Origin of the sequence: Nonomuraea sp. NPDC049269, from assembly GCF_043197155.1 — a bacterium.
Taxonomy (GTDB): Bacteria; Actinomycetota; Actinomycetes; order Streptosporangiales; family Streptosporangiaceae; genus Nonomuraea.
On the sequence record NZ_JBICSO010000002.1, the window covers coordinates 439,607 to 461,163 of the forward strand.

Annotated in this window: 24 protein-coding genes; 13 read left to right on the top strand and 11 right to left on the bottom strand. The window is 69.8% G+C overall.

Annotated elements, in window-relative coordinates:
- The first annotated feature begins 8 nt into the window (after positions 1–8).
- Complete coding sequence (locus tag ACGFNP_RS11725) at positions 9–1,136, top strand: hypothetical protein (RefSeq protein WP_393317496.1); 1,128 nt, start codon at positions 9–11, stop codon at positions 1,134–1,136.
- A gap of 6 nt (positions 1,137–1,142) precedes the next feature.
- On the opposite strand, the gene ACGFNP_RS11730 is transcribed toward ACGFNP_RS11725, so the two are convergent.
- Positions 1,143–1,598, bottom strand: coding sequence for an NUDIX hydrolase (locus tag ACGFNP_RS11730; protein WP_393317498.1), 456 nt, complete (start codon positions 1,596–1,598; stop codon positions 1,143–1,145).
- Between the two features lie 85 nt (positions 1,599–1,683).
- Between ACGFNP_RS11730 and ACGFNP_RS11735 the strand changes: the two genes are divergently transcribed.
- Entirely contained in the window at positions 1,684–2,475 is a 792-nt protein-coding gene (locus tag ACGFNP_RS11735; RefSeq protein WP_393317501.1) for an SDR family NAD(P)-dependent oxidoreductase, read from the top strand.
- Between the two features lie 4 nt (positions 2,476–2,479).
- Here the strand turns inward: ACGFNP_RS11735 and ACGFNP_RS11740 are convergent, their stop codons facing one another.
- Entirely contained in the window at positions 2,480–3,319 is an 840-nt protein-coding gene (locus ACGFNP_RS11740; RefSeq protein WP_358339065.1) for a hypothetical protein, read from the bottom strand.
- Positions 3,316–4,506 carry a CoA transferase gene (locus ACGFNP_RS11745; protein ID WP_393317504.1) on the bottom strand — a complete coding sequence of 397 codons (1,191 nt, stop codon included), beginning with the start codon at positions 4,504–4,506 and terminating at the stop codon, positions 3,316–3,318. The genes ACGFNP_RS11740 and ACGFNP_RS11745 overlap by 4 nt, the downstream gene beginning before the upstream one ends.
- 99 nt (positions 4,507–4,605) lie before the next feature.
- On the opposite strand from ACGFNP_RS11745, the gene ACGFNP_RS11750 reads away from it, so the two are divergent.
- Complete coding sequence (locus tag ACGFNP_RS11750) at positions 4,606–5,709, top strand: hypothetical protein (RefSeq protein WP_358339070.1); 1,104 nt, start codon at positions 4,606–4,608, stop codon at positions 5,707–5,709.
- A 7-nt stretch (positions 5,710–5,716) separates the two neighbouring features.
- Here the strand turns inward: ACGFNP_RS11750 and ACGFNP_RS11755 are convergent, their stop codons facing one another.
- Positions 5,717–6,055 (bottom strand): helix-turn-helix domain-containing protein, encoded by a 339-nt coding sequence (locus ACGFNP_RS11755; RefSeq protein WP_214634886.1) that lies wholly within the window; start codon positions 6,053–6,055, stop codon positions 5,717–5,719.
- A gap of 89 nt (positions 6,056–6,144) precedes the next feature.
- Between ACGFNP_RS11755 and ACGFNP_RS11760 the strand changes: the two genes are divergently transcribed.
- Positions 6,145–6,720, top strand: coding sequence for an NADPH-dependent FMN reductase (locus tag ACGFNP_RS11760; protein ID WP_393317508.1), 576 nt, complete (start codon positions 6,145–6,147; stop codon positions 6,718–6,720).
- Positions 6,721–6,838: 118 nt separating this feature from the next.
- Here ACGFNP_RS11760 and ACGFNP_RS11765 read toward each other — a convergent pair whose 3' ends face one another.
- Both ACGFNP_RS11765 and ACGFNP_RS11770 read right to left on the bottom strand, forming a co-directional pair.
- Entirely contained in the window at positions 6,839–7,081 is a 243-nt protein-coding gene (locus ACGFNP_RS11765; RefSeq protein WP_358339076.1) for a hypothetical protein, read from the bottom strand.
- Positions 7,082–7,151: 70 nt separating this feature from the next.
- Positions 7,152–7,661: a VOC family protein gene (locus tag ACGFNP_RS11770; RefSeq protein ID WP_358339079.1), complete on the bottom strand. Its 510-nt coding sequence runs from the start codon at positions 7,659–7,661 to the stop codon at positions 7,152–7,154.
- A gap of 62 nt (positions 7,662–7,723) precedes the next feature.
- On the opposite strand from ACGFNP_RS11770, the gene ACGFNP_RS11775 reads away from it, so the two are divergent.
- From ACGFNP_RS11775 to ACGFNP_RS11795, 5 genes are all read left to right on the top strand, one after another.
- A complete protein-coding gene (locus ACGFNP_RS11775) occupies positions 7,724–8,173 on the top strand; it encodes a MarR family transcriptional regulator (protein ID WP_358339081.1) in 450 nt (149 codons plus the stop codon).
- Positions 8,174–8,231: 58 nt separating this feature from the next.
- Positions 8,232–8,420 carry a hypothetical protein gene (locus ACGFNP_RS11780; RefSeq protein WP_358339084.1) on the top strand — a complete coding sequence of 63 codons (189 nt, stop codon included), beginning with the start codon at positions 8,232–8,234 and terminating at the stop codon, positions 8,418–8,420.
- A 215-nt stretch (positions 8,421–8,635) separates the two neighbouring features.
- Positions 8,636–9,310, top strand: a complete 675-nt coding sequence (locus tag ACGFNP_RS11785) for a DUF998 domain-containing protein (protein WP_358339087.1) — start codon at positions 8,636–8,638, stop codon at positions 9,308–9,310.
- 57 nt (positions 9,311–9,367) lie between these two features.
- Positions 9,368–11,563 carry a nitrate- and nitrite sensing domain-containing protein gene (locus tag ACGFNP_RS11790; RefSeq protein ID WP_358339090.1) on the top strand — a complete coding sequence of 732 codons (2,196 nt, stop codon included), beginning with the start codon at positions 9,368–9,370 and terminating at the stop codon, positions 11,561–11,563.
- Positions 11,560–11,940, top strand: coding sequence for a DUF742 domain-containing protein (locus ACGFNP_RS11795; RefSeq protein ID WP_358339093.1), 381 nt, complete (start codon positions 11,560–11,562; stop codon positions 11,938–11,940). Before ACGFNP_RS11790 ends, ACGFNP_RS11795 begins: the two co-directional genes overlap by 4 nt.
- 7 nt (positions 11,941–11,947) lie before the next feature.
- Here the strand turns inward: ACGFNP_RS11795 and ACGFNP_RS11800 are convergent, their stop codons facing one another.
- The 4 genes from ACGFNP_RS11800 to ACGFNP_RS11815 are packed head-to-tail and all read right to left on the bottom strand — an operon-like array spanning position 11,948 to position 15,306.
- Positions 11,948–12,520 carry an ATP/GTP-binding protein gene (locus ACGFNP_RS11800; RefSeq protein ID WP_214634877.1) on the bottom strand — a complete coding sequence of 191 codons (573 nt, stop codon included), beginning with the start codon at positions 12,518–12,520 and terminating at the stop codon, positions 11,948–11,950.
- Entirely contained in the window at positions 12,501–12,866 is a 366-nt protein-coding gene (locus ACGFNP_RS11805; protein ID WP_219534491.1) for a DUF742 domain-containing protein, read from the bottom strand. The genes ACGFNP_RS11800 and ACGFNP_RS11805 overlap by 20 nt, the downstream gene beginning before the upstream one ends.
- Entirely contained in the window at positions 12,863–13,270 is a 408-nt protein-coding gene (locus ACGFNP_RS11810; RefSeq protein ID WP_358339097.1) for a roadblock/LC7 domain-containing protein, read from the bottom strand. The genes ACGFNP_RS11805 and ACGFNP_RS11810 overlap by 4 nt, the downstream gene beginning before the upstream one ends.
- Positions 13,267–15,306, bottom strand: coding sequence for a nitrate- and nitrite sensing domain-containing protein (locus tag ACGFNP_RS11815; RefSeq protein ID WP_393317517.1), 2,040 nt, complete (start codon positions 15,304–15,306; stop codon positions 13,267–13,269). The genes ACGFNP_RS11810 and ACGFNP_RS11815 overlap by 4 nt, the downstream gene beginning before the upstream one ends.
- Positions 15,307–15,528: 222 nt before the next feature.
- On the opposite strand from ACGFNP_RS11815, the gene ACGFNP_RS11820 reads away from it, so the two are divergent.
- The gene (locus tag ACGFNP_RS11820; RefSeq protein WP_358339407.1) at positions 15,529–16,314 is read left to right on the top strand and encodes an SDR family NAD(P)-dependent oxidoreductase; all 786 of its coding nucleotides are present in this window, start codon (positions 15,529–15,531) and stop codon (positions 16,312–16,314) included.
- 5 nt (positions 16,315–16,319) lie between these two features.
- Here the strand turns inward: ACGFNP_RS11820 and ACGFNP_RS11825 are convergent, their stop codons facing one another.
- The gene (locus ACGFNP_RS11825; RefSeq protein WP_393317520.1) at positions 16,320–18,275 is read right to left on the bottom strand and encodes an NAD(P)-binding protein; all 1,956 of its coding nucleotides are present in this window, start codon (positions 18,273–18,275) and stop codon (positions 16,320–16,322) included.
- Between the two features lie 131 nt (positions 18,276–18,406).
- Here ACGFNP_RS11825 and ACGFNP_RS11830 point away from each other — a divergent pair, with 131 nt between their 5' ends.
- From ACGFNP_RS11830 to ACGFNP_RS11840, 3 genes are all read left to right on the top strand, one after another.
- Positions 18,407–18,607 carry a hypothetical protein gene (locus ACGFNP_RS11830; RefSeq protein WP_214634871.1) on the top strand — a complete coding sequence of 67 codons (201 nt, stop codon included), beginning with the start codon at positions 18,407–18,409 and terminating at the stop codon, positions 18,605–18,607.
- Positions 18,608–18,617: 10 nt separating this feature from the next.
- On the top strand, positions 18,618–20,084 hold the full coding sequence (locus ACGFNP_RS11835) for an SPFH domain-containing protein (RefSeq protein WP_393317523.1): 1,467 nt from the start codon (positions 18,618–18,620) through the stop codon (positions 20,082–20,084).
- Positions 20,085–20,153: 69 nt separating this feature from the next.
- Complete coding sequence (locus tag ACGFNP_RS11840) at positions 20,154–21,515, top strand: flotillin family protein (RefSeq protein WP_393317526.1); 1,362 nt, start codon at positions 20,154–20,156, stop codon at positions 21,513–21,515.
- The last annotated feature ends 42 nt before the right edge of the window (positions 21,516–21,557 follow it).

The window sequence follows — 21,557 nt, forward strand, 5'->3', positions numbered from 1 at the left end:
ATGGATCTATGGAGTCAGCCGACGAAGAGACGTTGCACGCACGAGCCGAAGCCGGCGACCCGGAGGCGATGATCGGCCTGTGGCTCGCGTGGCGGCACGGGCCGCGGGCCGAGGAGGGTGACGCGTGGGTGCGGCGGGCGGTGGCGGCGGGTTCCACCGAGGCCATGCGCAGGCTCGGCGCGTGGCGTGGCCGCCAGGATCCGGCCGAACAGGAGCAGCTCTACCTGCGTGCCGCCGAGGCGGGGGACCGTACGGCGTTCTCGCTGCTGGCGCGCCTCTACGAAGAGCAGGGGCGGCGGCCCGAGGCGGAGGTCTGGCTGCGCCGCGCCACCGAAGGCGGGTTCGACTGGTCGCTGAGTCCGAGGCTCGCCCTCCTGCTGGCGATGCGCGGTGCCGACGACGAGGCGCTGGCAGTCTGCCTGGAGTCCGATGAACCGGGCGGCGAGGCCTACCAGATCGCCGCGTCGTTGGCGGAGGAGGAGGGGCTGCGGGAGGCGGCCGATCGCTGGATGCGGGAGGCGTACGATCTCGGCTCCGCATTGGCGGCGGTGCATTACGCCGAGTTGCAGGAGCGCGAGGGCGACCTGGAGGGCGCGGAGCTGCTCTACCGTGAGGCCGGATCAGCCCGGGCACTGGGCGAGTTCCTTGAGCGGCGGGGGCGCGTGGCCGAAGCCCGGTCGATGCTGGAGGGGAAGGGGGACAGCGAGCGGCTCGCGGCGTTCCTCGAACGGCACGGTAATTCCGATGAGGCGGCCGCGATGCGGGACAGGATCCGGCGGGCCAGACCGACTGTCCCAGAAGCGGGGGAGTGGGTGACGGTCGTCGCCACTGTCGTGACGGCGTCCGCGCTGGTCCCGTTCGTGGAGGCGCTGATCGGCCGTATGGCCGAGGACACCTACGACGGGGTCCGCGGCAAGCTGCGCAAGCTCGCGCGCAGGCTCGGCAAGGGCCGCGAACCCGCCGAGAGCACGTTGATCGTGGTCAGCGATCCCCACTCCCACCTGCGCCTGCACATGCGTACCGACGCGACGGACGAGGCGCTGGCCGCGCTGCGCGACCTCGATCTCAGCGGCCCCCGCGGCGCGCTCCGCTGGAACCCGGAGACGCGCAAGTGGGAGCACCGGAACGGCCGATGAAGCCGCCTATGTCTGGGCGATGCGTCCCGTCGGGGGTGCGTCGCGGTGGAGCTCCAGGGCGGCGTCGATCAGGTCGACCCGGGGCAGGCTCGCCACCGCGTCCAGGTCGAACCAGGCGGCCTGGTCCGTCGTCCCGCCGACCTCGTGGCGCAGCTCACCGCTGACGATCCGCACCGCGTAGACGATCCGCAGCGATTGGAAGTCGATGGGGCCCTCTGGCCCGGCCAGTGCACGCCGCCGCGAATCGATCCCCAGGAGCCGCTCGGCGACCACCTCGTAGCCGGTCTCCTCCCGCATCTCCCGCACCATCGCGTCAAGGGGGTCCTCGCCGTGCTCCAATCCGCCGCCGGGCATGGTCCATCCCCACTCCGCGCCATCGGCGGAGATCCACCGCGCCAGCAGGACCTGACCGTTCTGTATGCACACCCCGTACGCGGCAACCCTCAGTGTTCGCTCCGCCATACCGAACCCTCCTGTGTCGCGCCGGGAGAAAGATCCATGGTGCCCGATGATGGAGAGGGCATGTGCGGACAGTGCGGGAGGATTCGTGGAACTCGGGTTGAGGGACAAGGTCGCCGTCGTCACCGGTGGCAGCTCCGGGATCGGCCTGGCCGTGGCGCGGGGGCTCGCCGCCGAGGGCGCGCATCTCGTGCTCGCGGCCCGTGCCGCCGACCGGCTGGAGGAGGAGGCGCGCGGCATCGTCGAGGCTCACGGTGTACGGGTGCTGCCCGTCGCGTGCGACGTGGCGACAGTGGAAGGCACCACGGCGCTGATCGAGGCGGCGGAGGAGGGCTTCGGGGGCGCGGACATCCTGATCAACAACGCCGGAGCCGGGTCCAACGAGACCATACTCGAGGCGCCGGACGAGAAATGGCAGGCGTACTGGGACCTGCACGTCATGGCGGCGGTCCGGCTGGCCCGCGCACTCGTGCCCGGTATGCGGCGGCGCGGTGGCGGGGTCATCCTGCACAACGCGTCGATCTGCGCCGTACAGCCGCTGTGGTACGAGCCGATCTACAACGTGACGAAGGCCGCGTTGATGATGTTCTCCAAGACGCTCTCGACGGAGGTCATCGACCACAACATCCGGGTGAACTGCGTCAACCCCGGCCTGGTCCTCACCCCCGACTGGGTGAAGACCGCCAAGCAGCTGACCGCCGACAGCGGCGGCGACTGGCAGGGGCACCTCGACGAGGTCGCGCGGGAGCACGCGCCGATCAAGCGGTTCGCCACTCCGGAGGAGGTCGCGGACTTCATCGTCTTCCTGTGTTCGGACCGGGCCGGTTATTCGGTGGGCGCCACGTACTTCGTCGACGGCGGGATGCTCAAGACGGTATGAAGGGTCAGGTGAAGTGCGCCTCGGCCCTCAGGTGGCCGGCCGCGTCCTGGACGGTCAGTTGTCCCGACTCCGGTGAGCCGGTGATGACGATCGGCTCGCCCGCGAAGACGGGGCGGCGCAGGCGGTACGTCAGGCCGGTGACCCGGCGGCCCGGGGCGTACCGGCGGGGCAGCTCGGCCATGAGGACGGCCAGCAGCGGGCCGTGTACGACGAGGCCGGGGTAGCGCTCGACGTCCGTGCAGTAGGGCAGGTCGTAGTGGATGCGGTGGGCGTTGGCGGTCAGCGCGCTGAAGCGGAACAGCAGCGGCGGAGCGGCGGTCATCGAAAGCCGCCATCCGGCACCGTCATCGGCGCCGGCGGTTTCACCGGCGACCGCCGCCGTGGGAGCCGTTGCCTGAGATGGTGGGTCTGAGCGGTAGACCAGGTCCTGTTCGTCGACCAGCCGCAGCTCTCCACCCTGCCGGTACTCGTAGCGCACCGTCACGAACAGCATCTCCCCCGACCGTCCCTCCTTCGGCGTGACGGCCGTCAGCTCAGCGGTCCGTACGGCGGGCCGCCCCATCTCCAACCCCCGCCGCGCCCGCATCCGCCCACCCGCGAACATCCGGCGCCGATGCGGGATCGGCGGCAGGAAGTGACCCTCGGCCGGATGCCCGTCGATGCCGAGCCGGGCCTGCGCAGGCCACTCCAGGAAGTACAGCCACTGCCACGGCAACGGCAGCGGCTCACCGGAAGGCGGCGCGTCGAGCACCGCCGCCAGAGCCGCCGCCGGGCCGGGCGAAATGACGTCTTCGCTGGTCACGACCCCAGGACGCCAGTCGCGTACGTAATCCGAGAGCGTCATTCCCCCACCACCCCTTGAGCGCGGAGCCGGGCCACCTCGGTCGTGGACATCGACAGCAGTTCGCCCAGCACCTCGTCCGTATGCTGCCCCAACTCCGGCGCGGGACGCGGCGGGAGTTGACGCCCGCCGAAGACCAGGGGCGGTCCGGGCGCGAGGTGCGGCCCGACGCCGGGCTGGGCGAGCTCGCCCATCAGCGGGCTGTCGCGCAGCGTGCCGTCCCGGACCAGCTCGCCGAAGTCCCGGTATTCGGCCCACAGCACGGACCCCAGAGCCCCTTCGAGCGCGGCGACGGTACGGCCGGCGAACCACGGCGCCAGCACGCCGCCCAGCGTCTCCCGGTAGGTGTAGCGGTCGGCTTCGCGCAGGAAGTCGGCGCCCAGGGCGCGTTCCAGCGCGGCCATCACCTCCGCCAGGCCGGTCGCCGCCACCAGGTCGCGCCAGTGCCTCGTGGTGAGGACCAGCACCATGACCCGCCGTCCGTCGGCGGTGGCGAAGTCGCGGCCGAAGTCGCCGAAGACGTGGTTGCCGAGTCGCGGGCGAGGGGTGGCGCAGAGCTGGGCCTCGGCCAGGTAGCCGAGGTTGCCCGCGGTGGCCAGCGCCACATCGTGCAGCGCCACCTCCATCCGCTGCCCCTGGCCGGTGACCAGGCGGTGCCGTTCGGCGGCGAGCAGCCCGACGGCGAGGTACAGCCCGCAGGCGACGTCCCACGCCGGCAGCACGTGGTTGACCGGCCCGTCGTGGTCCTCCGGCCCGGTGATGGCGGGGAAGCCCAGGGAGGCGTTGACCGTGTAGTCCACGGCGGTGCGGCCGTCGCGGTGACCGAGCAGCCGGGCGTACACGAGGTCGGGTCGCCGCTCGCGCAGGTCGTCGTAGGTCAGGCCGGGGCGCGGCGCGGCGTTGGTGAGCACGATGCCGGCGGTCGTGATCAGCGCGGCGACGACGTCGCGGCCGGCGGGGGAGCGGAGGTCGGCGGTGACGGAGCGCTTGCCCTTGTTCAGGCCGGCCCAGTAGAGGCTGCGGCCGGACGGGGCCAGCGGCCATCGGCCCAGGTCGGGGCCGCCGCCGAGCTGATCCACCCGGATCACGTCGGCGCCGAGCTGGGCGAGGGTCATCCCGCCGAGCGGCGAGGCGATGTAGCTCGACAGCTCGATGACCCGCAGACCCGCCAGGGGCGCCGCATCGTTCACAGAAGGCAGGTTAGTGGCAGGTGGTGACCCCAAGTCGTGGAAGAGCCGTCTCGACCATGCCAGGGACGGTTAGTGTCTGTTCGGACACAAGGAGTGATGATGACCATGCTTGCGCGCGCCATTGAGCTCAAGGCCGAGCTGATCCACTTTGCCACCTCCGGCCGGTTCGGGCGCGAGCTGAGCGAAGTGCTCGACCGGTTCTACGCCGACGGCCCGCCCGCCGACGAGGCCGCGGCCTTCCTGCCCGTCGACTACTTCGCCCACCAGCACCGGCTGACCGGCGGCGACACGGTCATCGACCGGTTCCTGCGCGAGCGGCCCGACCTCGCCAGGTCCGATGTCGAGCTGCTGTCGAGATGGAAGGACGTGGTCGAGGGCGTGTACGAGGTGCGGGTGGTCGACGGGGCGACCGTGCTGCTGTTCAACCTCGTGGACGAACTCGTCTACCGGGCCTTCTCCAATCTGGGCGAGGCGGCGTTCGAGGAGCTGCGGCCCGGCATGTACGTCGTGGGCAGGCTGGTGCCGCTCGGGCTCGACTGGCTGATCAGCGGCACCCCGGCGGTGCACCCGGCCGCCGCCCGCGACACGCTCCTGTCGACGGCCGCGCACATCGCGCTGGAGCATCCCGGCTGGGTGTTCCGCAACCCGGTGCTGCTGACCCAGGCCAGGGAGCTGCAGCGCGAGCAGCGCCAGTGCTTCATCGGCCACTTCGGGGCCGACCTGGTCGTGCTGCGGGGCGCCGAGCTGGCCGACCGCATGCGCGGCTACCTGGCCTACCAGTCGGGCCGGCTGGGCGGCGCCCCACCGGCCGGGCAGGATCTGCCCGAGCAGCTGACCGGGGCCGAGACGGTGGCGCTGATCTTCGACGAGGTCGCCGGGCTCGGCTGCTACGCCGACTTCGGCATGCTGGAGGAGGTCTTCCTGGACCCCGGCCTGATCGCCAAGCGGCCCTATCGCGAGCTCGTCAGCGCCTATCTCCGGGGCGACGACGTCTCGCCGGTGCCGATCCGGCGGCTGGCCGAACGCGATCCCGAGAAGGCCGGAGCGGTCTTCGCCGGGCTGCTGAACAAGCGCGGCTTCCAGTGGGAGCGCAGCGGCGAGCTGCTGTTGCGCACCCACAAGCCGGCGCATTTCACCGCCCGGCCGCTGCCCACGGTCATACCGGTCACCGGGGCCGTCGCCGAGCACCTGGGCGCCGCCTGACGAAGGCTCAGGAGGCTTCGGCCTTGTCTTCCGGGAGCGGGATCCACTTGTGCGCCCAGACGACCAGCTCGTCCAGGACGGGGCGCAGCTCCTCGCCCATCTCCGTCAGGTGGTATTCGACCCTGACCGGGGACGTGTCGAGCACCCGCCGCTCGATGAGCCCGGCCGCCTCCAGCTCCCGCAGGCGCCGGGCGAGCATCGTGTCGTTCACTCCGGGGATGGCCGCTTTGAGCTCGGCGTAGCGGTGCGTGCCTTTGAAGATCATGTGCAGCAGGGCGCCCGACCACCGCGCCCCGATCAGCTCCAGGGCGGTGTGAAACCGGGTGCATACCGAATGGAGGCTCACGGGACAGATCATACTCCTCAACTTGCTAAGAAATATGTAGTTACTCAATAATGTTGAGTGGCTAGACCTTCGAGACTGAGGAGCAGGACATGTCCAAGCCCGTACTGCAAGTGATCATCGCCAGCACCCGCCCCGGCCGCGCCGGCCGGGCGATCGGGGAGTGGTTCTACGAGCGGGCCGTGGCCGGGGGCGAGTTCGACGTCGAGCTGGTCGACCTGGCCGAGGTCGGCCTGCCCTTCCTGGACGAGCCGAACCACCCCAGGCTCAAGCAGTACGAGCACGCGCACACCAAGGAGTGGAGCGCCATCGTCGAGCGCGGCGACGCGTACGTCTTCGTGACGCCCGAGTACAACCACAGCTTCAACGCCGTGCTCAAGAACGCCCTCGACTACCTGCACCAGGAGTGGCAGCACAAGGCGGCGGGCTTCGTGAGCTACGGCGGCCTGTCCGGCGGCACCCGGGCGGTCAACGGCCTGCGCCAGGTGGCCAGCTCACTGAAGATGATCCCGGTGGTCGAGGCCGTCAACCTGGCGTTCTACCCGCAGTTCGTCGAGGACGGCACGGTCAAGGCCAACGACGTGATGACCGGCGCCGCCGACGCCATGCTGGCCGAGCTCGCCAAGCTCACCGGCGCCCTGCGCCCCATGCGGCTCGCGGCCGCCTGACCCAACAGGGCCGCCTGACCCAACAGGGCCGCCTGACCCGGCCGGCCTGCTTGGCTCGTCCGACGCGAGGGAGCCGAGCGGCGGGGTAAAGCCCGCCGGGCCGGTGCGGGAGTCATCGTCAGTTTTCCTGGTCGTCGTCGTCGATCAGGTGGTCGAGCGCGCGGGTCACGGCGTCGCCCAGCGGGCGGAACGCCTGGGTAAGCGCGTTCGCCAGCGGACCGAAGATCTCGGTCACCTCGTGGAGCAGATCTTCCGTCTTGCTCTCGGGCGGCGCCCAGCGCATCGCGTCGGCGCTCAGCGTCTCCCATTCGTCGACGACGCCGTCGATGGCGTCGAGAACATGGTCAGGATCGCTCGGCATGGCCCTTCTCCAAGGCGCGGGAGTGGGATAAGGCCACGGTACATCCAGCCAGAAATGCGACGCCAGACAATCAGGCGGGGATGGAGACGCCCACCCCGCCGCGCGTCTGCCCGCCGTACCTCTCCTTGTCGGCCGCGATGTCGAGCGGCCGGATGCCGGTACGAGCGGCGAGCACCTCGTCGGTGAGGAGCGCGGCGGGCACCAGCCACGAGACCTCGAACTCCAGCCCGTCGGGGTCGTGCGCGTACAGCGCCTTGGTGGTGGCATGGTCGGAGGCCCCCGCCAGCGCGCCGAGCTCGCTCAGCTTGGCCGCGACGCGCTCCAGCTCGTCGAGCGTGTCGACCTCCCAGGCCAGGTGGTAGAGGCCGACGGCGGACCGGCCGGCGGTGGACGGGCCCGCCTGCGCGCCGATCTGGAACAGGCCCAGGTCGTGGTCGTTGGATGAGCCGGCGGCCTGGAGGAAGGCGGCGCCGGGCATGCTCATGACGGTCTTGAAGCCGAGGGCCTCCCGGTAGAAGGTCACGCTGCGTTCGACGTCGCGTACGTACAGGACCGCGTGGTTGAGCCGTTGGACCGGCATGGTGGAACCCCTTTCGGCGGTAGCTACCGATAAGTATATGAGAGTTCAAGTAAAATGGCCGCATGACCCGATGGCTGGACGACGACGAGCAGCGCACCTGGCGTGACTTCATGGCCGCGACCCAGTTGGTGAACGAGGCGCTCGACCGCCAGCTCCAGCGTGACGCGGGCATGCCGCACACCTACTACATGATCTTGGTGGCCCTGTCGGAGGCGCCCGAGCGCTCGATGCGGATGAGCGAGCTGGCCGCCAGGGCGCAGAGCTCGCAGAGCCGGCTCTCGCACGCGGTCGCCCGGCTGGAGGAGCGCGGCTGGGTGCGGCGCCACCGCTGCGACTCCGACCGCCGGGGCAACTACGCCGTGCTCACCACCGAGGGGTTCGCCGCGCTGGCCGCCGCCGCGCCCGGCCACGTGGAGGAGGTACGGCGGAGCCTGTTCGACGTCCTCACCCCCGAGCAGCTGGGACATCTCGCCGAGATCTCCACGGCGCTCCGGAACACGCTGGAGCAGTAGCGCGAAACTGTCCCAGCGACGCCGTACCGTTCTCCCGGACCTAGTACAAGGAGAGCGGATGCACGACACAGATGAGGCACTTTTCAGGGCTGTCCACGGGATCGCCGGCCGCCTGGCGGGCCACCCGGTGCCGGTGGTGATGGAGGCCCTGATGCGCCAGTTGCCCAAGGCCCCAGGCCTTGACCTGGCCGAACTCCGCAGAATCGCCGAAGAGATCAGCGTGGGCAGAGACCCTTCGGGCTTGTGAAGCGAAGAACCCGGCAAACAAGACGCACGTAGCGGCGCCCAGCCGGTGAGGCGGAGGACCGTGCCCCTGGAAGGCCGCCGGCCCCGGTCGGCGGATGGGTCCTCCCGTGCCTGCCGTAACAAAAAGATCCCTTAAGACACCCCGATACCTAATCAGGGTCGGGTCAGGGGTGGGGCCTGATGTGGGGTGGGGGCGGTGGGCGGGAAAGTAGCGACATGACCGCAAAGAGGCTCTATCCCATCATCGCCTGCGGGTCGATCGTGTTCGCGGTGGTCGGGATCGTGGTCGGGCAGCTCGTGCCCGACCCGGACCTGAACCCCCTCAACGTGACCGTCAGCGAGTACGCCGTGTCCGACCGCGGGGGCGTCACGGAAGCGGCGATGATGGTGCTGGGCCTCGGTTCGCTCATTCTCCTGAAGGCGCTGAAAGCGGCGCACGCACCGGTGCGGGGGCTACCGGAGCGGCTGCTGTGGGTGTGGTCGGGCGCGCTGATCGTCGCCGCGGTCATCCCGACCACACCGATCGGCCACGACCTGACCCTGACCGCGCAGATCCACCGCTACGTGTCGGTGGCCGCGTTCGTCAGCCTGCCCGCCGCGGCGGCCCTGCTGGTGCCCCGGCTGGCGGCCGACGAGGCGTGGAAGCCGGTCGCGCGGACGGTCGAGTGGCTGGCCCTGGCGGGCGGGCTCGGGGTGCTGGCGATCACCTATGTGGCCCTGCCCGGCGAGCGGGTGATGATCGGGCTGGTGGAGCGGTTGCTGCTGGGCGCGGAGGTGGCGTTGCTCGCGGTGCTCGCGGCGTGGTTGGTGCGGCTCGCATGGGGCCGAGCAATTGCCCAGCAACCTGTGAATTTCCGGACATATCCTAAGTTTGTGGCTAGTCGATCTTAAAAACCGCCGCAATTGGTGCTATTGTCTCCCGCGATCTTCTATCCGGGAGCGGGCGTCATGGCATCTGGCAGATCCATCAGATTCAAGATCTCGACGCTGCTGGTTCTCCCACTGGTATCCCTGGTAGGACTCTGGGGATTCGCCGCGAGCACCACCTCCGGTGAGGCCCTGAACCTGTTGAAGGTCGACACGATCTGGAACGGCGTCATCAGCCACGCCGACTTCCTGGTCTACACCCTTGAGCAGGAGCGCCTCGCCTCCGCCGAGGTGATCTCCGGCAACGTCACCGACCCGGCCGCGCTGAGCACCACGCGCGCCAAGGTCGACGAGGTCAAGAAGCGGCTCAGCGACAATGGACTTACGGAGAAGACGCAGGCCGCCCTCACCCCTGAGATGCAGGGGAGGCTGAAGGAGGTCTTCGCGACCGTCGAGCGCCTGCCCGAGATCAGGAAGCAGGTCGACAACCGCAGGCTGAGCCCCGGCGGGCTGGTCACCGAGTACTCGTCGATCTCCGACGCGGTCCACCGCCTCTACCCGACGCTGACCCTCGCCACCGACGTCCGGCTGGCTCAGCAGGCACAGGGCCTGATCGCCGCCAGTGAGGTACGCGAGCTGCTGGACCGCGAGCGCGCGTTGATCGTCGCGGCGAACGGCAAGCCGTCCATGGCCGACATGCACATGCTCGCCAGGATCGACGGCACGCGGAGCTACCTGTTCCCCAAGGCCATGGCCAACCTCGACACCGAGCTGCGGACCCCGTTCGAGAAGATCACCAACTCCGTGCGCTGGGCCGCGATGGAGCGCACGCTGGACGGCTACGTCTCGGGCCGGCCGGTCGATCCGGCGGTCTGGCGCGGCATGGTCGACCCCGCGCTGAAGGACTACACGCAGGTCATCTGGGACAACGGGGACCGGTTCCTGGCCCGGATGGAGCCGGCGGGTATCAGCATCATCGTGCGGGCCGCGGTGGCGGGTGTCCTCGGCCTCATCGCGGTCGCCTTCTCCATCTTCATCTCGGTCCGGGTGGGCCGGCGGATCAGCCGTGAGCTGGCGGCGCTCCGCCGTACGGCCCTCGACCTGGCCGAGATCAGGCTGCCCGACGTCGTGACGAAGCTGCGGCAGGGGCAGAGCGTCGACATCCAGGCCGAAGTGCCGCCCATCAAGATGTGCGACGGCGCGACGAGCGAGATCGACGACCTGGCGAACGCGTTCGACAGCGTCCAGTACACCGCCGTGGACGCGGCCGTCGAGCAGGCCAAGCTGCGCCAGGGCGTCTCCGAGGCGCTGCGTAACCTGGCCCGGCGCAGCCAGTCGCTGCTGCAACGCCAGCTCAAGCTGCTGGACGAGATGCAGCGCGAGACCGAGGACCCCGAGGCGCTGTCGCGGCTGTTCAAGATCGACCACCTGACGACCCGCATGCGCCGCCACGCCGAGGGCCTGGTGCTGCTGTCCGGCGGCTCGGCGGGGCGCAGGTGGCGCGGCGTCATCCCGGTCGAGGACGTGCTGAGCGGCGCCGCCGCGCAGGTCGAGGAGTACACCCGGGTCCGCGTCTACCCGATGCCGGAGTGCGGGGTCTCCGGCGCGGCCGTGGCCGACCTCATGCACCTGTTCGCGGAGCTGATCGAGAACGCCGCCGCCTTCTCCTCGCCGGGCAACGAGGTGTCGGTCCGCGGCGAGCTGGTCGGCAGGGGCTTCGCCGTCGAGGTCGAGGACCGCGGCCTGGGTATGCCCGCCGAAGCCCGCCAGGCGGTCAACGAGCAACTGGCGAGCCCGCCCGAGTTCGAGGCGTCGCACACCGAGCGGCTCGGCTTCGCGGTGGTCGGCATGCTGGCCGCCAGACACGGCATCACGGTCACGCTCAAGCCCTCCCCCTACGGCGGAACCACCGCGATCGTGCTGGTGCCCACGGGGCTGATTCAGGCCCTCCCGACGCCGGTGCGGGTGCCCGAGCTGGAGTCGGTGTCCGTCTCGGTGGTCAGGACACCCGAGGACACGACGGCCCCGGGCCAGCTCCCGCGCCGGCAGCGCACGACCAAGCCGGGCCCTGAGCGCTCCCAGGAGGCGCAGCTGCCCCGCCGGGTGCGGCAGGCCAACCTGTCGCAGCGGCTCAAGGAGGCGCCCCCTGAGCAGGCGGAAGTACGCTCGCCCGCGGGCCGCTCGCCGGAGGAGGCCAGAGCCCTGCTCTCCTCGCTCCAGTCCGGCTGGCAGCGCGGGCGGCAGGACAGCGATCAGGATGGGGGATCCCAATCGTGACCCGTGAGCCCGACGAGTGGGTTGACGAGGAGGCCGGACCCGTCGTACGGCCGTACGCGGTGACCAGGGGGCGCACCAAGTCCTCCTCGCCCGCCGAACTCGACCTGCTGGCGACCGTGATGGCCACCGGCCAGCCGCCGCCGGCCAAGGCGGATCTGAGCGCCCGGCACCGCCGCCTGGTCGACTGCGTCACCGGGCAGACCAGACCGGTCGCCGAGATCGCCGCCGAGCTGGACCTGCCCGTGGGGGTGGCCAGGGTCCTGCTCGGAGATCTGCTCGACTACGGTCTGGTGTCGGTCCGGCCGCCGCTCAACAAGGCCACGACGCCTACGGAGAGCCTGCTCAGGGAAGTGATCGACGGTCTGCGGGCGCTCTAGCCCGCTGCTAGTTCGCCGACGTCAGCGTCCTCAGCGAGTGCTCGACCAGCGTGACCATGACCTCCTTGGCCGAGGTGCGCCGCCGTACGTCACAGAGCAGCACGGGCACGTCCTCGTCCAGGTCGAGCGCGATCCGCACGTCGTCCACGCTGTGCCGGTCGGCGCCGTCGAAGCAGTTGACGGCCACCACGAACGGGGTGCCGCGCTGCTCGAAGTAGTCGACGGACGGGAAGCAGTCGGTCAGCCGGCGGGTGTCGGCGATCACGACGGCCCCGAGCGCGCCGTAGGACAGCTCGTCCCACATGAACCAGAACCGTTCCTGCCCGGGGGTGCCGAACAGGTACACGACCAGCCCCTCGCGGATCGTGATGCGGCCGAAGTCCATCGCGACGGTGGTGGTGGTCTTGGTCTCCACACCGTCGAGATCGTCGACGCCGACGCCGCGATCGGAGAGCACCTCCTCCGTGCGTAGCGGCCTGATCTCACTGATCGATCCGACCAGCGTGGTCTTGCCCACGCCGAACCCCCCGGCGATGAGAATCTTCAGCGCGACTGGGTCCTCAGAGAGCACGGAGTCCATTGATCACTTCCTTGAGAATGCGCTCATTCGGGCGCGGGCCTGTCTCTGAGGGCGACGTCACCGAGATGAGGCCGTGGTCACGCAGGTCGCCGAGAAGCACTCGGACGACGCCTACGGGCAGATCGAGTTCGACGGCCACATCGGCCACCGAGATCGGGTTACGTGCGGCCCGAAGGATGAGTTGTTGCTCGGGTTCGAGGTCGTGGTGCGCCGGGTCGCCGACGACCGAGACACTCGCGATGAGGTCGAACACCTCTCCGGAGGTTCTGGTGCGCCCGCGTATGAGGGCGTAGGGCCGGACGATCGGCCCCGCGTCCTCGTCAAGCCACCGCGGGGGTTCCTTCATGACGATGTCGCCCGGGGGTTGGTGGATATGTGCTGGCCCACCCGCTTGACGAGCATCGCCATCTCGTACGCGATGTGCCCGACGTCCACGTTGGCGTCGGCCAGCACGGCCAGACAGGTGCCCTGCCCGGCCGCCGTCACGAAGAGGAACGCCGACTCCATCTCGACGATGGTCTGACGTACGTCGCCACCGCCGAAATGCCGTCCCGTGCCGCGGGCCAGGCTCTGGAACCCGGCGGCCACCGCCGACAGGTGCTCGGCGTCCTCGCGGGTCAGCCCTTTGGAGTAGCCGACCGCCAGGCCGTCGGTCGACAGGATGACCGCCTGCCGTACTGCTCCGACCCTGGTCGTCAGGTCGTCAAGGAGCCAGTTCAGCTCACCGGTGTTGGTCGTCGGCACACTCATGCCTCCCCCTCTTCATTCGCTTCTTCTCGGGCGCGTTGGGTTCCCCGCTGGAAGGCGGAGAACAGGTCCCGTACCTCATCGGGAGAGCGTTCTGTCTTCTCTTCCGGATCCGGCTCCGACGGCTCGTCCGTCTTGAGCTGGGGTGCCAGGTTGGCCTGTTTCACTCGCCTTGGCAGCCCGGCGTGTGTGCCGTTCACCACCGCGAGTGCTTTCTTCTTGGTACGGCTGGGCAGCGCGGGCGTCTCACCGCTGCCTGCCGTCAGTGCGGCCTGGTCGTTGACCAGACTGCGCGGCACCAGCACGATCGCGGTGGTGCCGCCGAACGGCGAACGGCGCATCAGCACCTGGATGCCGTGCCGTTCGGCCAGCCTGGCCACCACGAACAGGCCGAGCCTGTCGCTGTCGGCCAGGTCGAACTCCGGCGGGTTGGCCAGCAGCGCGTTGAACGTGGCGTACTCGCCGGCCGACAGCCCGAGGCCCCGGTCCTCCACCTCGATCGCGTAGCCGTTGCTCACCAGGTCGCCGCGCACCACCACGGTCGTGCTGGGCGGCGAGTAGATCGTGGCGTTCTCGACCAGCTCGGCGACCAGGTGGGTGAGGTCGGCGGCGGTGGCGCCGTCGAGCGCGCTGCCGGGCATGGCCTCGACGGTAACCCTGGTGTAGTCCTCGACCTCGGCGATCGCCGCCCTGACGATGTCGACCACGGGCACCGGCTTGCGCCAGGCCCGGCCGGGGGCGGCGCCGGACAGGATGATCAGGCTCTCCGCGTGGCGCCGCATGCGCGTCGTCAGGTGGTCGAGGCGGAAGAGCTCCTCCAGGCGGTCCGGGTCGTGCGTACGGCGCTGCATGCCGTCGAGCAGCGCGAGCTGGCGGTGCAGCAGGCCCTGCTTGCGCCTGGCCAGGTTGAGGAACACCTGGCCGATGCCGCGCCGCATCGCGGCCTGGCTCACGGCGGCCCGTACGGCGGTGCGCTGCACGGAGCCGAACGCCTTGGCCACGTCCACGATCTCGGCGGCACCGCTGACCTCGAGCGGTCTGGCCTCCTCCTTGACGTTCACCTCTTCGCCCCGGCTCAACCGGTCGACGAGGCCGGGCAGCCGGTCGTCGGACAGCTCCACGGCCGCGGACCTGAGCGCGGCCAGCTCGCCGGCGAGGCGGCGGCCGAAGCGTACGGAGATGATGATCGAGGCGAGCACGGCGATCAGCCCGAGACCGCCAGCGCTGCCGATCTTCACCATGGTCGCGCCGGCCGCGTCGAGCGCGCGCCCGCTCAGCACCTCGGAGGACGACACGCCCAGCCGGTCGAGCTGCGCCGCGAGCCGGTCCACGGTCGCGTTCCAATCCGTGCCGTCGGCGGGTGGGGCGCCGGTCGCGATGATGCGCGTCTCCATCGCCGTGAAGTCCCTGAACGGCTCGCCGGCGAAGATCTGCTCGTACGGCTTGCGGAGCGCCGTGTCGAGCCCGGCCTGGCCACGGGCGCTGAGGAACTTGCGGGTCGCGACGTATTCGGTGAACTCGGTGAGCTCCGGCTCGGTCAGCCGGTGGTCGATGAGCGCGCCGCTGATGAGCGCGTGCTCCCTGGCGATGATCTCCCGGGCGTTGCCCATGGCCTGCAGCGACGACGCCTGCTGGAAGATCTGCAGGTCGGGCAGCGAGATGAGGTGGTCATAGAGCCGGAAGATGGCGTCGAGGACCCCGTTGTACTCGTTGAGGCTGGTCAGCCGGGAGCTGTTGCCGCCGTCGATGTCGGCGCGGATGGAGCCGAGCCGGTTGAGCTCGCCGTTGAGGGTGTCGAGGGAGCCGCGCAGGTCGGGCATGATCGCGTCGCCGGCCTCGACAGCGGACTTCTGGAAGCGGGCGACGGACTTGTCGGTGGCGGCGCGCTGCGCACCGAGCTCCTGGGTGAGTTGACGGGTGGTGACCGCCACGGCCGATTGGGCCCGCTCGGCTTGGAGCTGTAAGCCCAGGTCGGTGGAGGTGACACCAATAGTCTGATAAAGCGTGTTGGCTCTTAGGAGGGCTTGACCGTCACCCACGGTGAGATTGAGGGCAAAGCCCCAGAGCGCACTCAGAGACAGGAGGGGTAGCAGCAGCAATAAGAAGATCTTGAACCGAATTGACCGGTTTTGCGAGCCCATGTCCCAACCTCGGAGTCGAGGGGCATTTCCACACTCTGTGTAAACACACCTCCGGAAGATCGCACAGGAGACTAGCACCGATTATGCTTCCGGCGCAGGGGGAGGAACGCGTTGATTAGCGTGATTACTGGGGCAAGTGCCGGCATCGGCGCCGCGGCGGCGGGCGAGCTGTCACGACGGGGACACCGGGTGGTGCTCGTCGGCCGGGACGAGTCTCGGCTCAAGGCCGTGGCCGACGGGTTGAGCGGATCCGAAGCCGATGTTTTGACCTGCGATTACACATCGCTTGACGACGTTCGTAGGTTGGCGGCGGTGCTGCGTGAGCGTTATGAGCGCATTGCCGTGCTGGCCAACAACGCGGGCGTGATGAGTCCGCGGCGCCAGATTACGGTGGACGGTCACGAACTGATGATTCAGGTCAACCATCTGGCCCCCTTTCTGTTGACCCATTCTCTAACAGATCGGGTTGACAGGGTAGTCACCACTTCTTCGCGGGCAGGCAGAAGCGGCCGGCTCGATCCGGCCGACCTGTCGCGTGAGCAGCGACGATGGAACGGCTGGCTCCAGTACGGCGATACGAAACAGGCGAATGCCCTGTTCACCGTCGCGCTGGCGGCCCGCGGGGTGGCGGCCACCTGTTTCCATCCGGGTGTGATCCGCAGCGGGTTCGCGGCGGAGACGTGGATCATGCGGATGTTCCTGGCGGTGCCCGGATACGCCAAGCCGCCCGAGTACGGCGCGCGAACGCTGGTGCACCTGGCGACGCACGCCGACGGCGAGAAAGGGGCCGGGCGCTATTTCGCGAAGCAGGCCCCGGAGCGGGTCCCGGACACGATGTCCGACCCCGGCCTGGCGGAGCGGCTCTGGCAGTCCAGCCTCGACACGCTGAAGCACGGTTTGAGGTAACAGCCTCATGTCCGCAGCTCGGCGACGGCCAGATGGGCGGCGGAGATGGCCGCGTCGGCGCGGGCGGACGGCACGGAGTCGCAGTTGGCGATCGCGATCCTGCCGAAGCGCCGGCGCGCGGTGTCGGCTGGGAACGGGCCGTCGGGGTAGAAGGAGTGCCACGGGCGGCAGTACTCCGGGGCGTACCCGTGGCCCCAGCGGTTGACCGTGATCGCCTCGACGTCCTTGGCCGGGTCGAAGCCGCCCGGGCCGAGCAGCCGGGCGAGCTGGTCGCGGATGGTGTACTCCAGCCGGCTGTAGGGCGTGTTGAGCAGTTCCTGCCTGCCCACGGCGGCGCCCGGCCCAGGACCCAGCTCCGACTGGCACGGCGCGGCCAGCATGCGCAGGTTGATCGGCTCGCCCGGGTCCTTCGGGTGGTCGTAGCCGGGCATGCCGACCGGGTGGTCGAGCTCCGACAGGCACCAGTAGGCGCCGGTCCAGCGGGTGCGGTCGATGCCGAGGCGCCGCCACGCCTCCCAGTTGCGCAGCTGCACCGCCGCGTCCAGCACCGGCATCTTGACCGCGTCGCGCAGCGCCTGCTTCTGGTCGTCGGGCAGCTCGGGGACGAGGTAGGGGATGACCATGTTCCAGCAGGCCAGGACGACCGCTCCGGCTTGGACCGTGCTGACCCGGTGGCCGTCGAAGTAGCCGACGGTCGCGGTGGTCGCGGTGTCGGGTGAGCCGTCGTTGCGGGCGAAGACGACGGGGCTCGACAGCCGGAAGCGGACCCGGTTCGCGGGCAGGTCGAGCCGGGCGTAGTCGAAGGCGGCGGTGGTGATGCCGTCCATGGTGGTGGAGCCGGCGAAGCCGGGGATCATCCGGCCCAGCATCATGCGGACTAGCGCCTGGTTGCCCTCGGGGAAGTGGTAGACGTTCGGGTCGGCGACCTTCCACTCCTTCTTCAGGCTGGGCGAGCTGAACCTCGACGGCTTGCCGGCGTCCAGCCCCAGCCCGCCGAACCCGGGGTAGTCGCTGCCCCAGGCGTCGATCGCGCCGAACGCCTGCGTGCCGTACCCCCATGCGACGCTCGGCATGGTCCGGAAGAACAGTTCGACGTCCGGGTGCGCGCGGCAGACCTTCAGCAGGAAGTCGGAGTAGGTCAGTTCCGCCAGCCGCTCCTCCTTACGCTCCGGCGACAGGCCGGGGAACCAGTCCGGCGGGTTCTCGTGCAGCATGACGAGGTCCTTCTTGGCCTGCTCGGCGACCGGCAGCCGGGTGACCCACTGCCTGGGCTCCACGCCCGGGGTGAGGCGGACGAGATGGTCCGCCCGGAACGTCTCCCGGTCGCACATCACGCTGCGGTGCATCCCGAGCCCGGCGTACAGGTGCCGGTCGAGGTACCCGCCCAACCTCTCCAGCTTGATGCCGAGCAGGTCGAGCAACTCCTTGCCCTCGGGCGTCCACACCGAGGGCGTCTTGATCGACCGGGAGCCGCCGCAGCCGACCAGCACGCCGTCGCGCCCGGCGGGGCGGAACTCGTTGCGCCGGGCCTGCCCGCCGATCTCGTCGTGGTTGTCCAGGATCAGGATGCGCGCCTCCGGACTCTGCCGGCGCCACTCGAAGGCCGCGCTCACCCCGCTGATGCCCCCGCCGACCACCACCAGGTCGTAGTGCTCGCCCGTGGGCACAGGGGAGCCCGCGTGCTCCCAGAAGCGGCCGTCGCGGAGCGCGTGGGGGACGCTGAGCGCCTCCGGCGTCCCGCCCCGGAGGCCGGTGAGGCTCGCCGGAGAGCCCACGTCCTGGGGGACGAGCAGCGCCTGGGTTCCGATGACAGTCGATCCGCCGGGCCGCGACGCGCAGCTCGCCGACGCGCCCAGGGCCATCGTCCCTGCCACCACGGCGACGCCGTCCAAGAAGTCCCGGCGGGTAATAGGCCGGTTCATCCCGAGGTCGCGCGCCGAGTGCGAGTTCATGTCACTCATGCGCTGATCATCACGACTCCGGGTAAAAGCCGCGTCCTCCCGCGCAGTGCTTCGAGAAACATTTTGCGTGACCTATTACCGCGAATGCCTGTTTGGAGTAGCGTCCGAAATATCACGACGGGGGGAGTCCGGTGGTCGGCAAGCAGGGCAGGGTCACTGGCAAGATCGGCCCTGGTCTCGTCGGCGAGGTCATGGTGCCGGTCAGGGGTGGCGTCGAGGCGTTCTACGCTCATCCGACCGTGCCTGACGAGGAGTTCCCCGTCGGAACGATCGTGATCGTGGTGGACTACTTCCCGCCGCGGACGGTCTACGTCGCCCGAGCACTCGTATAGGGAGGCTCCGATGTCCCCCGAGCCCTACATTCTCGGCGGTGGCATCCTCGCCGCCGTCATCGTGCTGATCCTGCTCTTCAAGGCCGTCTGGCGGGTCGCCGAGCCCAACGAGGCCCTGATCATCTCCGGTCTCGCCGCGCGCAGGCGCGGCGAGGGCCCGGACAGCCTCGGTTTCAAGATCATTACTGGCAAGGGTGCGGCCGTGCTGCCCGGCTTCCAGACGGCCAGGAGGCTGCGCCTGGACACCAGGGCGGCCAATCTCCAGGTCTCCTGTGTCACCCAGCAGGGCATCCCCGTGCACATCCGCGGCGTGGTGATCTACAAGGTCGGCGACGACCTGTCCTCGATCGCCAACGCCGCCCGGCGCTTCCTCGACCAGCAGGACTTCATGACCGGCGCGATCCACGAGCTGTTCACCGGCCACCTGCGCTCGATCATCGGCAACCTGACCGTCGAGGACCTGATCCTCAACAGGGAGCGGCTGACCAGCGAGACCAGGGCGTCGGCCGCCGACGAGATGAGCAAGCTGGGCCTGATCGTCGACTCGCTGCAGATCCAGGAGATCGACGACGAGACCGGCTACATCGTCAACCTGGGCAAGCCGCACGCCGCCAAGGTCGCCTCCGTGGCCCGCATCGCCGAGGCCCAGCGCGACCAGGAGGCCACCGAGGCCGAGCAGGCCGCCGCCGCGCGCAAGGCGGCCGCCGTACGCGAATCCAAGATCCAGCAGGCCGGTTACCAGGCCGAGATCGACCAGGCGGCGGCCAAGGCCAGGCAGGCGGGTCCGCTGTCCGAGGCGACCGCCAGGCAGGAGGTCGTCGTTCAGGAGACGAGGGCCGCCGAGCTGGAGGCGCAACTGTCGGAGCAGCGGCTGCAGTCACAGGTACGCAAGCCCGCCGACGCCAAGGCGTACGAGACCGTCACGCTCTCCCAGGCCGAACGCGACGCCCGCATCGCCCAGGCCGAGGCGGAGGCCAAGGAGACCGAGCTGCGCGCCGTCGCGCAGGCCTCCCAGGTCAAGCAGGCGGCCGCGGCGGACGCCGAGTCCGTACGGCTGCGCGGCGAGGCGGCCGGCGCGGCCACCAAGGTGGCCGGAGAGGCCGAGGCCCAGGCCGCCAAGGCACGCGGACTCGCCCATGCCGAGGCGGCGAAGGCGCTCGGGCTCGCCGAGGCGGAGGCCGCGCAGGCCAAGGGCCTGGCCGAGGCGAACGCCATCAGCGCGCGGGCGCAGGCGCTGAAGGAGAACCAGGAGGCGGTCATCGCCCAGCAGCTCGCCGAGCGCTGGCCCGAGGTGGTCGAGGCGGGCGCCAAGGCGTTCGGCAACATCGAGCACATGGTCGTGCTCAACGGCGCTCAGGGTGTCGAGGAGATGCTCGCCAAGGCGCTCACCCTCGGCGGCACCGGGCTCGGCCTGGCCCGGGCGCTGCTCAACGGCGCGGCCCCGAACGGCTCCGAATCTTCTGGAAAAGCGCAATAACCCGGCGTACCATCGCAAACAGGTGAGCCGGGAAGTCTGGTCGGCAGTGACTTCTTCCTGGGAGTAGCCATGGACTTGATCCCCACCGGCATCATCGCCGCTCTGGTCCTCGTCGCCATCGTCGCCTTCAAACTGATCTGGCGCGTCGCCGAGCCCAATGAGGCGATCATCATCTCCGGCTTAGGCGCGCGCGGCAGGGAGACGCTCGGCTTCAAGATCGTCACGGGTAAGGGCGCGCTGGTCGTCCCCGGGTTCCAGACCGCGCGCCGCATCTCGCTCGACAGCCGGGTCTCCGCGCTCGAAGTCAAGTGCGTGACCAAGCAGGGCATTCCCGTACACGTACGCGGGGTGGTCATCTACAAGGTGGGCGACGACTTCGCCTCCATCGCCAACGCGGCGCGGCGCTTCCTCGATCAGCAGAAGACCGTGGACGACAAGACTCATCAGCTCTTCTCCGGCCACCTCCGCTCGATCATCGGCAACCTCACGGTCGAGGACCTGATCATCAACCGCGACGCGCTCACCAACGAGATCCGCACCTCCTCCTCCGACGAGATGAGCAAGCTGGGCCTGATCGTCGACTCGATGCAGGTCCAGGAGATCGAGGACGCCACCGGCTACATCATCAACCTCGGCCGCCCGCACGCCGCCGCCGTGTCGGCGCTGGCCAGAACCGCCGAGGCACAGCGCGACCAAGAGGCCAACGCCGCCGAGCAGGAGGCTCAGATCAAGAAGTCCGCCGCGATCCGTGAGGCCAAGATCCAGCAGGCCGGCTACCAGGCGGAGATGGATCGGGCCGCGGCCAAGGCGAAGCAGGCCGGGCCGCTCGCCGACGCCACCGCGCGCCAGGAGGTCGTGGTCCAGCAGACGACGGCCGCCGAGCTGGAGGCGCAGCTCGCGGAGAAGCGCCTGGAAGGAGAGGTGCGCAGGCCGGCCGACGCGCGGGCCTACGAGCAGGTCACGCTCGCCGACGCGGACCGGCGCGCCGCCGTGTCACGGGCTCAGGCCGAGGCGGAGAGCATCCGGCTGCGCGGGGAGGCCGAGGCCGAGGCGACCAGGCTGCGCGGCATGGCCGAGGCGGACGCGGCACGGGCCAAGGGCCTGGCGCAGGCCGACGCCATCAAGGCCCGCGCCGAAGCGCTGGCCAGCAACCAGGAGGCGGTCGTCGCCCAGCAGCTCGCCGAGCGCTGGCCCGAGGTGGTCGAGGCGGGCGCGAAGGCGTTCGGCAACGTCGAGCACATGGTGGTGCTCAACGGTGCTCAGGGCGTGGAGGAGATGCTGGCCAAGGCGCTCACGCTCGGCGGCGCCGGTCTGGGCCTGGCCAGGACGCTGCTCAACCGGCCCGCATCGGAGCAAGCCGTAGCCGCGCCACCCACACCCAATGGAGCAAACTCCGAGGTCGTTCGCGAAACCCCTGAATTCCGCGAATAGCGCCGTTACTCAGCTCGTTAGTCCGCACTTCCTCTAGCGTTT

What these genes read in the sequence shown, in the direction of transcription:
- ACGFNP_RS11725 (WP_393317496.1), top strand. Translation starts at nt 9, where the DNA reads ATGGAGTCAGCCGACGAAGAGACGTTGCACGCACGAGCCGAAGCCGGC.
- ACGFNP_RS11730 (WP_393317498.1), bottom strand. Translation starts at nt 1,598, where the DNA reads ATGGCGGAGCGAACACTGAGGGTTGCCGCGTACGGGGTGTGCATACAG.
- ACGFNP_RS11740 (WP_358339065.1), bottom strand. Translation starts at nt 3,319, where the DNA reads ATGACGCTCTCGGATTACGTACGCGACTGGCGTCCTGGGGTCGTGACC.
- ACGFNP_RS11750 (WP_358339070.1), top strand. Translation starts at nt 4,606, where the DNA reads ATGACCATGCTTGCGCGCGCCATTGAGCTCAAGGCCGAGCTGATCCAC.
- ACGFNP_RS11760 (WP_393317508.1), top strand. Translation starts at nt 6,145, where the DNA reads ATGTCCAAGCCCGTACTGCAAGTGATCATCGCCAGCACCCGCCCCGGC.
- ACGFNP_RS11765 (WP_358339076.1), bottom strand. Translation starts at nt 7,081, where the DNA reads ATGCCGAGCGATCCTGACCATGTTCTCGACGCCATCGACGGCGTCGTC.
- ACGFNP_RS11770 (WP_358339079.1), bottom strand. Translation starts at nt 7,661, where the DNA reads ATGCCGGTCCAACGGCTCAACCACGCGGTCCTGTACGTACGCGACGTC.
- ACGFNP_RS11775 (WP_358339081.1), top strand. Translation starts at nt 7,724, where the DNA reads ATGACCCGATGGCTGGACGACGACGAGCAGCGCACCTGGCGTGACTTC.
- ACGFNP_RS11780 (WP_358339084.1), top strand. Translation starts at nt 8,232, where the DNA reads ATGCACGACACAGATGAGGCACTTTTCAGGGCTGTCCACGGGATCGCC.
- ACGFNP_RS11785 (WP_358339087.1), top strand. Translation starts at nt 8,636, where the DNA reads ATGACCGCAAAGAGGCTCTATCCCATCATCGCCTGCGGGTCGATCGTG.
- ACGFNP_RS11790 (WP_358339090.1), top strand. Translation starts at nt 9,368, where the DNA reads ATGGCATCTGGCAGATCCATCAGATTCAAGATCTCGACGCTGCTGGTT.
- ACGFNP_RS11800 (WP_214634877.1), bottom strand. Translation starts at nt 12,520, where the DNA reads ATGGACTCCGTGCTCTCTGAGGACCCAGTCGCGCTGAAGATTCTCATC.
- ACGFNP_RS11805 (WP_219534491.1), bottom strand. Translation starts at nt 12,866, where the DNA reads ATGAAGGAACCCCCGCGGTGGCTTGACGAGGACGCGGGGCCGATCGTC.
- ACGFNP_RS11810 (WP_358339097.1), bottom strand. Translation starts at nt 13,270, where the DNA reads ATGAGTGTGCCGACGACCAACACCGGTGAGCTGAACTGGCTCCTTGAC.
- ACGFNP_RS11825 (WP_393317520.1), bottom strand. Translation starts at nt 18,275, where the DNA reads ATGAGTGACATGAACTCGCACTCGGCGCGCGACCTCGGGATGAACCGG.
- ACGFNP_RS11835 (WP_393317523.1), top strand. Translation starts at nt 18,618, where the DNA reads ATGTCCCCCGAGCCCTACATTCTCGGCGGTGGCATCCTCGCCGCCGTC.
- ACGFNP_RS11840 (WP_393317526.1), top strand. Translation starts at nt 20,154, where the DNA reads ATGGACTTGATCCCCACCGGCATCATCGCCGCTCTGGTCCTCGTCGCC.